This window comes from Gloeotrichia echinulata CP02 (assembly GCA_038087035.1).
Taxonomy (GTDB): domain Bacteria; phylum Cyanobacteriota; class Cyanobacteriia; order Cyanobacteriales; family Nostocaceae; genus Gloeotrichia; species Gloeotrichia echinulata.
The window spans coordinates 1862501-1877091 of the sequence record CP051187.1; the positions used below are offsets into that span (position 1 = coordinate 1862501).

The following is a 14591-nucleotide window of genomic DNA, read 5'->3' on the forward strand; positions in this document are numbered from 1 at the left end:
TCCGCTTGACTCACATCGTAGCCAGCCATTTCCAAGTTGACGGCAACGAGTTCTGAAATTGCTGGGTCATCGTCTATGACAAGAATCCTGGGCATTCTTAAAAAATTATGACTACTTATTAAGGATAATTAAGAACCTTTGGTAGATACAAAGATTGCTGTCTTGATTATAAAAAAGATTTTAAATCTAACATAAACCTTAAAATGAAAGAATTGTAACATTAGCGCTTAATTAGACGAAATTCTTTATATGATCTGTTATCCTACTTATAAACCGCCTCGCTTGTTACAGAATGGCGCGGCAATGACTGTCTACACCTCTTTATGGGGAAGAACTTACTGGGAAAGCACCACCCAAGACCCAGAACCCCCATATCAGAAAATAGTCTTAACTGGTGGGCAAGGGGTACCAGTTTATAGTTGGGTTGCCATACCAAAAAACGCTCATAGTACGATTGTAGGTACTTATGGCATTACAGGAGAACTCGGCAAAGAGTGGTTTTTGAGACTCCTGGGACGTAAAGCATATGCCCAAGGATACGCTGTCGTGTTATTTGATTGGCGTGCCCACGGTAAAACAGCTGAGTTGTCGCCGACTTTGACTTCCGATGGCTTGTACGAGGGAGAAGATTTTGTCCGCATTGCTGCAGCGGCTGCATCAATGGGCTGTCCGGGGAAATTTTGGTTTACAGGGTTTTCTTTGGGGGGACAATTGGCGCTTTGGGGAATGAAAGCGGCGGCGGAACTAACTAAGGATAATGAGGATTTAGGGATCAAATACAGCGACATTGGCGGTAGTGCAGTAATTTGTCCAAGTCTGGATTCATGGCGATCGCTCTCTTATTTAGTTAAAGACCCCTTCGGCAGATATTTGGAAGCCGGAATGGCAAAGAAGCTGAAAAAACTTGCATGGCGAATACATGATGCTCATCCTGGAAGCATTGACCCAGAAGCGATTAAACGGGCAAATAGTATCTGGGCTTTTGACAATGAACTGGTAATTGGTCAATTGGGCTTTCCCTCCGTAGAAGCCTATTACAAAGCAAGTAGCGCTTTACCACTACTGCCCCAAATCTCAAAGCCCACCTTGATTATATATGCCGCCGATGACCCATTTTTTCATCCAGACATTGTACCAGATTTGCAAACTGCCTGTACTAGCAATCCGGCGATAGATTTGTTGCTCACCCGTCATGGAGGTCATATTGGCTATTTGAGCAGCAAAGAGGGTCAGCGCGATGCACAAGACCCTGACCCTTGGTGGGCTTGGAATCGGGTTTTACAGTGGATTGGGGGAATGGGGGAATGGGAATCAAAATAGGAATTTGTCTCACGCAGAGGCGCAGTACCGCTAAGGCGGAACCCGAAGGGTGGCGCAAAGAGTCCAATTTTTCACTACTCTCCCACTCCCTGACTAATTGACACTCTCAGGTCTAAAGACACTGAGATTCTACAGACAGAGTAAAACTCTCGCTACGACCGTCAAACGCCGTCTACCTAGTCACTCTAAGTCAAGCTTAGGTTTCTAGCTACTTTTATTTTTTCCAATGCTTTGGTGAATCCATCACTAAGCCAAGACGCGGTACGCTCCGCAACAAGCCTTTATTTGCTCTTTCCTGTCATACTGCGCCAGGACTTAAACCTAACCGTTGTTTCATAGGAGCCGGGATTTCTCCGATACTAGGATGCTTCAACACGTAGATGTTTTTTGTTCTTACTCACGATCTAATTTTAACACAAATACCACTGCGACTGAAGTCGCTCGTGCCGCTGACCACGAGCGGTCTGAAGACGCTGAGTTTCCCGCATCCCGCGTATTCCTATGATTGATGTTAATTGGCTATTGGCACCAGCAAATTTAACTTTGTCGCCAGATGAAGTCCATGTCTGGCGAATTGACCTTGATGTACCGGAAGCAAAGTTGCAAGATTTCACCGCAACCCTTTCTGGCGATGAACTGGCTCGCGCTCAACGATTCTATTTTCAGGAACATCGGCAGCGTTTCATCGCTGGTCGTGGTATTCTCAGAAATATATTGGCTCGTTACTTGGGTATTACTGCGGGTGAAGTGCAGTTTGATTATCAAGTCCGTGGTAAGCCAGTGTTAGCTGCTAAATTTGCTGATAGTGGGCTATGGTTTAATTTGTCGCACTCTGTGGGTTTAGGGTTGTGTGGGGTGAGTTATCGCCAAATTGGCATAGATTTAGAATACATCCGCCCCATGTCTGACTTGGAAGCCCTGGCTAAACGGTTCTTTTTACCTAGAGAATATGATGTAGTGCGATCGCTTGCTCCTCACCTACAGCAACAGGTGTTTTTCCGCTATTGGACTTGCAAGGAGGCTTATTTAAAGGCTACAGGCGAGGGAATTGCTCAGTTGGAGGAAGTTGAAGTGTTACTGAGTCTGACAGAAGCAGCCAAGTTGCAGACATCGGATGATTGGCGTCTTCAAGAGTTAGTTCCTGCTGATAATTATCTTGCTGCGGTGGCGGTGGCGGGGTTAGGTTGGGGTCTGAAGTGTTGGGAGTATTAGAGGTTGAGCCGAGATAAGGGCTAGCGCGGAAATAAGAACTGAAAACCCTTGATTTTTCGTTACCTATAACAGCGTCGGGTAAAATAAAGTAGCAAATGACCAAACCTATGTATGGTAAGCATTTCCAGCCTCTATTTCCGAAATCGCAGCTATCTCGGCTCAACCTCAACCTGGTTTTTTCGCTCTCGTTTTGGCACGGTGATGCCTGGTACATTCTCCCCAATAACTACAATTACATAGCAACCTGAGATATTAAATCATCTAATTCCTGGTCAATACTATTCACGTTTTGAGCTAATATGTCTAACTGCTTTAGTCTTTTATCAACTTCTGCCTGACCTTTTTGTTTCTCAACTAGTGCATTGTTAGCCTGTTGTCGAATATTTTTAATTTCTGCCCCTAATCCATCATTTAGAATATCTTTAACCTTACTAAGTTCTGCGGAAACACCCTTACCAACCTTCTCAACAATATCAGCCGTTGATTTACTCAGTTCTTCTGAGAATTTCTTGCTTACCTCCTCTTTTATTTTGTTACTGAGTCCCCCTTCCATTAATTTGCCCTGAATTACAGCACCTATAAGTGTTGGGACTAAAGTCAGAGGATTTAACCCTAAAAACAAAAAACTCACAATTCCAATTACAAGTTGTGGGATTAAAGTTTTCAACATTTCTTGATAGCCAAATGTTGCTCCGATAGTAGCTGAACCAATTCCTCCTACTCCTCCCATTAATAAGGCACCTCCTGCCGAAAGAAGCCTTTCTACCGCAGAAACATTTCTAACACCAATATCTTCTTTTGATACATTTACCTTTGAAATAGAAACTCCAGAAAGTTCTAAGCGAAGATTATCTACCTTTTTTATAAATTCAGTAGCTTCATCATCAAGAGATTTTTTAATACCCTCCATTCTAATTTTCAGTAATGGTTCAAGTTCTGAACGTTGCCAATTGGAAAATTCTGCTTCTACCTGACTTTCTAAGTAGCTACTAATTTCCTTAATAGCAGCCTCTATACTTGGTCTAGGGTCGGTAAACAATAACTTAACCTTATTCTCAAGTTTATACTCCTGGGTTATAGTTTTGATTTTAGGAATTAACTCCCGACAAAAATCCTTAGTTTTATAACTTACTTGCTCTTTAGTATCTTCAATCGAGTTTTCCAATTTTTTGATGATACTACGGCGTTTTTCCTCTAGAAGTTTTAATGGCTCTTGTGCTGCGGCATGGCGTTTTTCTAATTCTGCCACATCTGTCTGAAGCATACTCCTTTGTTCGGGAATACTTTTCCTGACTTCTCGAATAGAATTTTTTAGTTCTTGAGCAGGACGAAGAATTTTTACTCGACCTCTCTCATTTGTTAAAAATTTCTGAAGTTCAATTTCTAATCGCGGTACACCTGAATTTTGTAGTGCCTCAGCATCATTCTCAAGTTTCCCATCTAGCGCTCCTAATGCATTGATAAAGAATATACGTTCGGAGCCTAGTCGAGTTCGGTTAGATAACTTAGAAATAGCAAATTGTTTGACTTTATCGACTTCATTTTTGCGAATCATATTGATACGATTACAAATGAAGAAAATATCCTCATGACCCATTGGTCTTAGCTTGTTATCAACTACTTCTTGTTCAGATTTAGCAAATAGCTGTTCGCATGAAAGCACAAGAAGAATAGCATCTACTTTAACTAGATAACTCTCCGTGACTTGCTGACGGGTTTTGTGTTCGTTCAAACCAGGAGAGTCAATAATTTCAACACCATTTTCACAAAGTTGAAGAGGCCAGAAAAGTTCTAGCTTTTCGTAGGGACTTTCGTTGATTGCTTGACTTTGGTCAGCATCATCTTGGATAACTACATATTTTTCAATTTCATCTATCGGTACATCAAGAGTTTCCTGTGCTGGTTTACCGTCAGATTTATTAAAATGCAGTAAAGCTCTTTTGGTGTCACTCCATTTCACTTCGTTAATAATTGCAGTACAAGGTGTAGAGTATGCTGGCAAAATTTCTTCGCCTAATAAGGCATTAATAAAAGTACTTTTGCCTCGCTTGAACTCTCCAAGTATCATGACTTTAAAGCTACTGGAATTTACCAAATCCTTCAAAGATTTGAGATTTGTTTCTTGGTCGGGTTTATTGAGCGATTGCACAATATAGATTTGACGTTCAATCAAACTAGCAAGAGTATTGTTTTTTTGCTTAAATTCTTCATAGCCTTGATAATTATTTGTTTCTGGCATATTTTGATACTCCATGATGTTGATATTATTTAAATTAATTATTTAAATTGGCAAAGCAGAATCTATTTCTTGCCTCAAAGTTAAAGTTTGTTCAAGAATATGTTGCCAATTTTCTTCATTGTGGGTATTGACTTTATCAATATTGAGAGCTGCTTTTTTCGCAAATTTCCAAGCTGCCTGCTCACTTTCTATATCTTCTATAATGATTTGATATAGCCGACGCAGGCGTTCTGAAACTTGCTGACAATATTCATCAATAGAAGCGTCAACTACACGTTTTAGCTCATCTGACAAAACTTGTCTTTGTGTATCTAACTCTTTCTTGAGATACTGTTCGCTAAAAATTAGCACCCCCGTACTGGCAGCTATTCCAATTGGACCACCCAAAATTGACCCACAAATCATTGCCGCAGTGCTACCAATTCTGGTAAATAAGCGATATTTTTGCACATCATTTATATCTCGGTTTTCGAGTTCAAACTCAATTTCTACACCTTGCTGCGGTCTAAAAACTTGCTGCTTGACAGTTGTATTAAAAAGAGTTGTTACCTCATTTTGTAACCATTCAACATCTTGGGTTAAGAATTTCAATAAAAAGCTTTCAACTTTGCGACTTAAAATTGTTAATTCACGCCTGAGGCGAAAAGGTAAATCGCGTTCCCACCACAGTTTTAAATCTTGAGTTCTTTGAATTTCAAATTCTAAGTTTTCAATTAATTCTTTCTCGTTTGTGATAACTTGCTGACGTATTTCTTTAGCCCGTCGCAACCTTCTTTTATCTAATTCCAGCCGTAGATTGTCCCAAGTAATGTCTGCTTTTTCTATTTCGTTCTCAGCTTGGCGTAAAGAGGATTTAATTTCCTCTACATTCATACGCATAGTAGAAATAGCCCCTTGGGTTATCTCTATCACCTGACTTAACCAGTCACCAAGTTGTTTGCATACTTGGTGACTACGCCATACGCGACGTTCACCTTGAGCTACTAAAGATTCAATTTCAGAGATAATGCTTGCCAAGGTATCTGCTTCTTGCTGTGATTCTTCAATGGGATATGTCGAAAGTACAGGAATATTGCTGGCAACATTAGTAATTCGATGGCAAATATTTTGCATTACCTTCGCTCTTTCCTCTGGAGGAATCATATCCAATTTAGAGACTGCGACTATAATACGAGGAACATGGCGACCTATTACTTCTTGTTCTAGAAAAGCTGCTTCCGTCATGCTAAACGGAGAGGTTGCACTAACAAGTAAAACCGCAGCATCACATTGATTTAATAAGTCGGAAACCATGTTGGCTCGTCTATCGCTCAAATCACCTGCACCAGGAGTATCAATAATTTCTGTATCTAGCGATCGCAACCACTCATGGTTCAAACTAATACGTACACCTGCAAACACTTCTTTGTCAGAACCAGCTTGATCAGTTGCTAACAGTTCCTCCCACGATCCTTCTTCTAGAGGTCGAATATCTACTTTCCCCCCTACTCTCACTTCCATCTGTTCTTCTGAACCAGCCACAATCGAGGTGAGCGTGGCTGTAGTGGGTAGTATACCTTCAGGTAAAATATTTCTATCTAATAAACGATTAATCAAATAACTTTTTCCTCGACTAAATTCCCCAACAAATGCAAGACGAAATCCTGGTAGTATTCGTCTTTTATCAATAGCTGTCAGCAACAAGGACATACGCTTTCCTAACTCCTGGTTTTCAGAAGAGAGGGAACTAGTAATAACAGTACATTGCTTAAACCAATTGTCTAACCTATCTGTTAAATCACTAGGAACTTTAATTGGTGTTTCTGGTACTTGAAGCTTTAATTTGTCTAATGAAATATTTTCTTCTTTGCTATTTACAACTTCTAGAGAAATAGCTGGTACATTAGGAAGCAACCATTCTTTACTTTCAGGAACTAAATCGTGATAGTACAGATAAAACTCTTTTGGTAAAAGCCCAGAATAATACTTTGCTAAGTTAAGAAAATCTTCTTTACTTTTGCTTATACTGCTACAAAAATTATCTATAACTGAAAATAAAGTATTTTCACGAAGGGTACGTATTGGGGGAGTCAAATTTACAGAAGTATCAGCAGGTTGAGTACTAATTACTTGGGGTTGCCATAGAGGATTATTTGCTTTGATTAGTCGCAAATCAAGCTTTTTGACAACTTGCATTGTTGCTAAAGACCATTCCACAACTGCCCAAGGTGTTGCATATCCCTCAGTTTTATCCTTACTGTTTTTAGGGACAGTCAGCAGAGAAATAATTCCCCATTCATCAAGTCTTTGTACTGGGATGGGAGCTAGTGCAACTGTCTCAAAAGTAACCCAATCTCTCAAATCAGAGAGGCGATGGATACCTCTAGGTAATGAAGCGATACCATTTTGTTGGATGGTAGTTTCTGTAGACAATTGTCTGAGTAAATTTCTATCAACATTCATGTTATGTTTCCTCTGTTTTAAGCTGAAATAGTTTGCTCAGGTGCGTCGGCTACCACAAGGAAGTTGCTATGATCTTCCCAAGCATTTAGAAAATCTAGAGCATCGACAGATGCCATTTTGCCGTTAGGATTTCCGCTATCATTAAGAATTATTTTTACTGAACCATCAGCTTGTGTATCTATACCCGTTACCCAAACAGCATGACCTGCATTCGTTTGCTCAATAGGCGCACCATTAGCATCCCGCATTGGATTCCATATCTCGTTTGCATCAAGACCAACAATTACGCGATCACCTTTTTCTAGTGCATCTGCAATGTCTTCAAGATTGGCATTATATTTTTGTTCTGTTGGAATACCAAGTTCGTTTAATAGCTTACCTACATCACTTGGATGAGTTCCAATTTCTGGGTCAAACCATCCATTTTCTTGAGCAATATCACAAGCTTTTTCTTCAGGGATACAATCACCTGTAATGGACTCAAAAATGCTAGTCTGAGCAACTACAGCACAGGAATTTTGACCTCTTTGTTGTTGCCAGAATTGAGAGTTTTCTACTGGATTTCCAAATCCATCAAACTCGTGAACATCCCATTGATTGTCTGGTATAACCCAATCTAATAATTGATGAAAGACATCAACTACATTAAAAGCAGATAATTCTTCTATAGAAATATTTTCAACAGAACTATCTGAAATATCAAGTATTACTTCATCAGAGTATGGCAATAAGGACTCGGTCTGCATATCCATCTCTTCCGGAGATAGGATATCATCTGAGTTAAATTCATCAATAAACCATTCCTCAAAGCTTATCAATATATCGTCAATCATGATTATTTACTTATATTTTAAAATTTAAAAGTTACCTGAAAGTAGAATTAGCAAATACTTCAAGAGCCTGAATTCTGGTATTAATTTCCAGTAAGTCAGCTTGAATATCTTGTTGAAGCCTATTTAGACGTTCTTTTTTCTGATTTTGCTCATGCTGCATAATATTAACGATTTTCTGATAAGTGTTAATGTATGTATCAATGTGACTGTTGAGGGTATTTATCATTTGTTGAGAATAGTTTTCTAAGGATTGTTCTATTGCTTTTTCTGCTGAGTAAAAATAATCATTAATTTTGGGTTGTAGCTCGTTCCAAGAGCTATTTTGAAGTTTACTTAATGATGGACCAAAAAAACTACCAAAAATACCACCGAATAAACTACCTAACGCCGCTCCAACAAATGTTCCCACGCCTGGGAGAATTATCGTTCCTATTACTGCTCCTGCTCCTACTCCTGCTCCTGCACCTACATCTCTATTTGATGTATTCCCTGCTGTCTTACTAAGCTCAGAGGCTACAGACATTACATTGGAAGTATTAACTTGAATAGCATCTTTAGCTATTGCTTTCGTATCTAAATTAGCTTTAGTTGATAGTGCCTGAAGATTTCGATACTGTTTGGAAAACTTTTGATCGAAGTGAACTTTAACATTCTGAAAAGAGTGATTTAGTTCGCTTGTGGCAGTCTTTAATTCTTGATCAAGAGTGGAACGAGCATTATCAAATATAGGAGAAACTTTATTCTCTAGTGCGGTTTTTAGCTCTTCTTTAGTTGTTGTATCAAAAATCAATCTTTGCAGGCTTGATATTGTATTTTCTCTACAACTAGCAACTAATTTATTCACTTTAGGTCTTGTTTGAGAAGTAGCATTTAAAATCATCTTCGAGCATTCTGTATATTGCTCAGATGTAAATGACAGTAAGTCTCGAATTACTTCACGCTCAATTGCTTCCTGCTCGTGTTTAAACTGTTCTTGTTGCTCTTTAAGATTTAATTCAGATAGACGAAAAAATTGTGTTAGTAACCTGCTTATACTTTCTGCTATTGCGACTTCTCGATTACTTTCTAAATATTCACGTAATTTTTTTTCTAGTTCTACAAACTGATCATTCCAATGCCGAAGTTTTTCTTCAACTTCTTCTGCTCCAGTGAAAATATCTATGACTACTTGCGGTGCAGCCTCAAGCAACAATAAATGGTCTATTTTGAGATTTGATCTAAGTCTTTTTTCGATGGTTTCAATTAGCCTAGATTGCTCTTTTTGACGAATACTATCCATCTTAGTAACTATAAATACACAACGATGGATGTATTGATAAAGTGGTCCCGAAAGGAAATTAATAAGCGTATCAGAGACAGGTTGATTAGCAGGTACAACAATTACGGCTACATCAGCCTCATATTCCACAACTGTTTGAGTGACCTTCCCATGTTCTTCGTTACCAGCATTGGTTCCAGGGGTGTCTATAATAACAATTCCACCCTTGAGAAAATTAGCTGGATGGTAAATCGTAAAATTATCTAAAGCCCTTGCCAGTTCTTCTTCTGATGTTACCATTTGCACAAATTGCTGTGGCGAAATTCCAATTACAAGAGCATCGTTTGATGTAACTAATCTGTTGGGAGGAGATGGAACTTTGGCAGTATAGGGTTGATGTTTTAAACTATGACTTATCATTGTGGCAATGAGGATCACTACAGGTAGTAGGAGCAAGCCTAAAAGCCAAGAAGATATACTCGATAGCCAAATCATTAAAGGCATCCAGATAAATAGACTTAGAATCCACGGAACTTTATTTTTTCTGGTAGCTTTTTTAGGTTCTTCTTCAAATTTCTGAATAAAATGTTTTGGTCTTGTATTTTTGAATAATGCTTCAGCACCAAAGCTGTTAGAATAGGTTATTTTTGTTGCAGTCGCCGTTGCTACAAGGGCAGAAGTTTTCAGTAAATCATCTCGGAGCAGGGCATTAACAAATGTGCTTTTGCCACTGGAAAATTCACCAATGATGGCTAAATAAAGATTGGGGTCGTTACGACGTTTTTTAACCCTTTCTATCTGTTTAGATAATTCTTGCCTAGCAGAGGCTGATATACTGGGTTTTTGAATGATTCTTTCTACAAATTTAATATGCTGATCGATTTTACTTGTGTATTCATTTGCCCCTGTCATATCATCACCTACCTTGAAATTAATACCAGAATGAGCATTATTTAGCCTCAACTCCAGTACAGTAATAACTCCAGTATACTGAAGTAAATTAATAACTATAGTATACCGGATAACATCTACAGTATTTCTTATTTTTACATTTTTTTACATTGTAGTCATTATAAATTCTTAGTGTTTTGTGGAAAAGGTCAGTAGATCACAAACTTTTTCCCAAAGGGCGATCGCTTACAAATTTTGTAGTCAATGATACTTTTTATCAGTTGCTGTTGAAGCAAGTAGGCAGGGGAAAGATAAGAATTGATTAGAGGTTGAGCCGAGATAAGGGCTAGCGCGGAAATAAGAACTGAAAACCCTTGATTTTTCGTTACCTATAACAGCGTCGGGTAAAATAAAGTAGCAAATGACCAAACCTATGTATGGCAAGCATTTCCAGCCTCTATTTCCGAAATCGCAGCTATCTCGGCTCAACCTCTAGTTAGCGATCAATTGTTGTACAGATGTACAGTGATTTTTTGTTTCTCACTGTACATTTGGATTACGAGCTTATCTGCTTACGGCGCTGGGCAATTGAAAGGTATACCATATGCAGCAGCTGGAGTATTTCCACTCTGGTTAAAGTACAAGTTTACTCCAGGAAAATTAACATAATTTTGTATTTCGATGAGTAAATCGTTCTTTCCAGGAGCGAAACCAGTAAGAGTAAAAGCAAAGTCACCATTACCTACTCCATTGGTATTAAAAGTATAAGACGGGATAACAATGGGTGCTGCACCATTTCGTTTAACGGCTATCGACAAGGTTTTATTAATCTGATTTGTTTTATGCGCTTCGGATAAAATAAAGTAGCATTAGAATTTGACATAAATCAAATATCTGAAAACATTTTATAGCTATCCTGTTACAGGATTCACCGTTTTTGAGTTTGCCACAATCAAGATAAATTCAACTGTGACGAACATAACAAAACAGAGCAATATAATTGCTCTGTAACTGCTTTTTTTAGCTATAAATTGAACTGATGTAATTCAGTATTGCCGATTACAGATTGAAAAATAAAGAAGAAAAATATTTTTTAATTTCTTTATTTTTTATTCCGTTTTTTCAGTAACCAGCAATTTTATTAAGCAACACTTAAGAAACCAGTCTGAATTAAGTAAGAGGTGTAAGTCATCAATAATTGGGTGTCGATTGACGGACAAACGATGGAACTTCCTGCTAAAGCCTGAAGGGTATCTTCACAGCTAATATGGGGTCTTCTGGATTGCAGGTATAAATCTGGAATGGTCAATTGTTCATCAGACCAGCGTTCTAATAAGAAAGGTCGCAGGGTATATAAAGGATTGTCTACAGAAGAGACATTATTGATTAATTCTGCTTGCCATTGTTCATAAGGCATTTTCTCAACTGGATAACCGAAGGATTGTATCCAGTTAATTAAACCGCTTAAAGGAACAGGTTGGGGATGTTGCAAGTGGAAGGCTTTACCTATGGATTCTTTTTGCATCGATAGATAAACAATGGCTTTGCTAACATAGTCTACAGGAGACATATCTAACATATATTCTACATCGGGAAAACTTCCCATTTGTAGACAGCCTTTGACCATCAAATTGATAAAATCATGGGTGTTACAAACACCTGTGGTGCTATCTCCAGAAATTAATGGTGGTCTGTGGATAGTCACAGGAAGACCTCTTTCACCGGCAATCTTAACTAACTTTTCGGCAACCCATTTAGTTTGGGAGTAACCTAGAAAAATTCCTTCCCAATGATTGAAATCATCCTGTTCTTTGACCACCTTACCAGCATAAGCTGTTGATTCAAAAACAGCGACACTAGAAACGTAATGCACAGGCTTGACTTTGACTTTACATGCCAATCTTAAAACTTCTTCTGTTCCTAAAACATTGGCTGTCTTGAGTGCTGAATAGGGAAAAACATAATTCAGCAAAGCTGCACTGTGATAAATGGTGTCAATATTGGCTGCTAGAATTTGAAATTGTTCTGCACCAATACCCAATAGTGGTTGAGATAAATCACCGATAATAGGCACTATTCGGGAATTGTATTTATCATCCCAAATTGCATAGGATTTCAGATTTTTTTCTAGCTTGCTTTTGCCTTCTTGAACATCAGCAGCACGCACTAAACAATAGATATCGGCGTTGGTATGCTGTAGTAGTTCGCGAATAATAAAAGCTCCTAAAAAGCCTGTGCCCCCAGTTAAAAAGATATTCTGGGGTGTACCTACAAAAACTTGAGAGGCGGCGTCAGGACGAATGGTGGGGTCAAGAACAGCTTCGGCGCTTAAATCTAGGACTTGAGAATTTGTTTGACGGTCAGATTTTGTATCTTGTACATCTGACTTTTCTTCTAATTCTTCGGCTAAACGTTGTGAAAGCGATGCAATATTTGGATAATGCCACAAGAGAAGAGGAGACGGTTGAAATCCCAGCAATTTCTCTAATTTACTCACGAGAACCATTGCTTGGGCTGAATCTAAACCGTAGTTTTCTAAATTTTCTTCGATATCTATCTCTTGATTTTCAACTCCAATTAACTCAGCTAGATTAGATACTAGCCAGACTTGAATATCTGCGGCACTATAATAATGTTTTAGAGTCATTTTTACATCTCCAATGTAGAATGTTCTGGGCGATATTGACTGTAGTAATCGGGGAGTTGTAGTCCCTGGATTTTCAAACTTTGAATTCGGTATAAAAATGCTGTACCAGTCATAATGTGGTTAGCAACATCAACTACTTTGCGATTATGAGGTTCAGCTAAGTAAGTACCACGCACCCAGTCGTTAAAGCCACCCATTGCTGGACCACACCAAATTTGATAATCGACTTCGCGACCTTTTTCTCCAGAATTAGACCAGCGAGAAGATAATCCTAAATACCAGCGGAAAATCAACGCCATTTTTAGTTTGGAATTATTAACTGCTTTACCCAGCTTTTCGGGATTTCGTTGAGATAAATAAGCAGCCGTTCCTTCCCAAACTTCTGCAATACTCTTGCGAAAAACTTGTTTTTCTAATTTCTCTCTTTCTGCAAGCGGTATTTCTTCAATCGAGTTATAACTGCGGTATAACTCATATAATTTCTGCGCTCGCATCGGGAACATTGTCCCCCGTTTGAGGACTTGTAATTTCACCCCCATTTCAAACATATCTGCAGCGGGAGCCATCATTACATCAGCCATCTCGGCTTGAGCTAATAACTTTTTGGTATGTTCACAAGCTCCAGATTCAATGCAGGATTGATTAATGGAACCTGTCACCACATAAGCCGCACCCATCATAAAGCTAGCTAAAGCAGATTGTGGTGTAGCAATTCCTCCGGCTACTCCGACACGAATAGTTTGAGAGTAATGATATTGTGCTTGAATTTCATCTCTTAAAGCCATGATGGAAGGTAAGAGACAAACCAAAGGACGATTATCTGTATGACCGCCAGAATCTGCTTCGACGGTAATATCATCAGCCATTGGCACTTTAGCTGCTAAAGTTGCTTGTAATTCAGTAATTAGTTTTTGCTCAACGAGTTCTTTGAGCATTCTGGCTGGTGCTGGTTGCAGAAATTTGCTAGCAACTTCTCGGCGCGAAATTTTGGCGATGACTTTGTTTTTAATTTCAATTTGATTAGCTGCATTTAAACTTAGTCCTGCAGCACGATAATAGACTATGTTGGCGGTTAAGTCTAAAAATGCTGAGGCTTCTACAGTTCTCACCCCATATTTGAGGAACAAATCCACAGCACGGCGTTCAATTGCAGGTTCATTAGGACTGTGAATTAAATTAACAGCGTAGGGACCATGAGGTAAGGCTTGTTGAATGCGATTAATGGCGGCTTCTAAACGGTCTGGACTTAAACCACCTGCACCAAAGGAACTCAATATTTTATTTTTTCCGAGTGCAATAACCATTTCTTCAGAAGCAATTCCGCCAGCCATCGCACCAGTCGCATAGGCGTATTTTACTCCATGAAAGGAGAGAAAATTTGGGTCTCCTAACTGTTGAATGCGGATTGGTGGTATAGATGTGAGTAGTTGTACTTGTGTTGTGATTCCGTTATCAGCAGGAGATAAATAACCGTCGTTAGTGACTCCTATTTTACCGGCAACTTTGACGATATAACAGGGTTTATCTAAGGACTGTAATTTATCTATGATGGCTATTTTGTCAAAAGATATACAATCTAATGAACCTTTCCAGATGAGGTTTTGACTGTAGGTATAGGGGGTAAATCCTAGACCATTATTGTGTTTACTTAGTGGCGTATCTACAGTGGTCACGCTAGTTATCCCTCAAATTATCAGCAATGGGTTCTAAAGGGTGAATGTTGATTTGCTTTGTAGTAGGGCTAAAGAG

The 14591-nt window shown here is 38.9% G+C and carries 9 protein-coding genes (1 of these 9 cut by a window edge); 2 read left to right on the top strand and 7 right to left on the bottom strand.

The genetic code is table 11. The features are described from left to right. On the bottom strand, positions 1–95 hold the 5' end (the start) of the coding sequence (locus HEQ19_08290; GenBank protein WYL99526.1) for a response regulator transcription factor. Its footprint begins 649 nt before the window's first position; the window shows 95 of its 744 coding nt (coding positions 1–95); the start codon lies at positions 93–95; its stop codon lies off the left edge, out of view. Positions 96–249: 154 nt separating this feature from the next. Between HEQ19_08290 and HEQ19_08295 the strand changes: the two genes are divergently transcribed. Next, on the top strand, positions 250–1320 hold the full coding sequence (locus HEQ19_08295; protein WYL99527.1) for an alpha/beta fold hydrolase: 1071 nt from the start codon (positions 250–252) through the stop codon (positions 1318–1320). A 501-nt stretch (positions 1321–1821) separates the two neighbouring features. Beyond that, entirely contained in the window at positions 1822–2532 is a 711-nt protein-coding gene (gene hetI / locus HEQ19_08300; GenBank protein ID WYL99528.1) for a 4'-phosphopantetheinyl transferase HetI, read from the top strand. Between the two features lie 232 nt (positions 2533–2764). On the opposite strand, the gene HEQ19_08305 is transcribed toward hetI, so the two are convergent. From HEQ19_08305 to HEQ19_08330, 6 genes are all read right to left on the bottom strand, one after another. Then, complete coding sequence (locus tag HEQ19_08305) at positions 2765–4771, bottom strand: dynamin family protein (GenBank protein ID WYL99529.1); 2007 nt, start codon at positions 4769–4771, stop codon at positions 2765–2767. A gap of 42 nt (positions 4772–4813) precedes the next feature. Then, positions 4814–7213 carry a dynamin family protein gene (locus HEQ19_08310; protein ID WYL99530.1) on the bottom strand — a complete coding sequence of 800 codons (2400 nt, stop codon included), beginning with the start codon at positions 7211–7213 and terminating at the stop codon, positions 4814–4816. Positions 7214–7230: 17 nt separating this feature from the next. Beyond that, positions 7231–8046 carry a hypothetical protein gene (locus HEQ19_08315; protein WYL99531.1) on the bottom strand — a complete coding sequence of 272 codons (816 nt, stop codon included), beginning with the start codon at positions 8044–8046 and terminating at the stop codon, positions 7231–7233. A gap of 31 nt (positions 8047–8077) precedes the next feature. Beyond that, positions 8078–10216 carry a dynamin family protein gene (locus tag HEQ19_08320; protein WYL99532.2) on the bottom strand — a complete coding sequence of 713 codons (2139 nt, stop codon included), beginning with the start codon at positions 10214–10216 and terminating at the stop codon, positions 8078–8080. Positions 10217–11336: 1120 nt separating this feature from the next. Continuing rightward, a complete protein-coding gene (locus HEQ19_08325; GenBank protein WYL99533.1) occupies positions 11337–12842 on the bottom strand; it encodes a thioester reductase domain-containing protein in 1506 nt (501 codons plus the stop codon). Positions 12843–12844: 2 nt separating this feature from the next. Further along, on the bottom strand, positions 12845–14515 hold the full coding sequence (locus HEQ19_08330; protein WYL99534.1) for a PfaD family polyunsaturated fatty acid/polyketide biosynthesis protein: 1671 nt from the start codon (positions 14513–14515) through the stop codon (positions 12845–12847). Between the last annotated feature and the right edge of the window lie 76 nt (positions 14516–14591).

Bases quoted from the DNA above. Each gene is read 5' to 3' on its own strand.
- HEQ19_08295 (WYL99527.1), top strand. From the start codon at position 250: ATGATCTGTTATCCTACTTATAAACCGCCTCGCTTGTTACAGAATGGC.
- hetI (WYL99528.1), top strand. From the start codon at position 1,822: ATGATTGATGTTAATTGGCTATTGGCACCAGCAAATTTAACTTTGTCG.
- HEQ19_08305 (WYL99529.1), bottom strand. From the start codon at position 4,771: ATGCCAGAAACAAATAATTATCAAGGCTATGAAGAATTTAAGCAAAAA.
- HEQ19_08310 (WYL99530.1), bottom strand. From the start codon at position 7,213: ATGAATGTTGATAGAAATTTACTCAGACAATTGTCTACAGAAACTACC.
- HEQ19_08315 (WYL99531.1), bottom strand. From the start codon at position 8,046: ATGATTGACGATATATTGATAAGCTTTGAGGAATGGTTTATTGATGAA.
- HEQ19_08320 (WYL99532.2), bottom strand. From the start codon at position 10,216: ATGACAGGGGCAAATGAATACACAAGTAAAATCGATCAGCATATTAAA.
- HEQ19_08325 (WYL99533.1), bottom strand. From the start codon at position 12,842: ATGACTCTAAAACATTATTATAGTGCCGCAGATATTCAAGTCTGGCTA.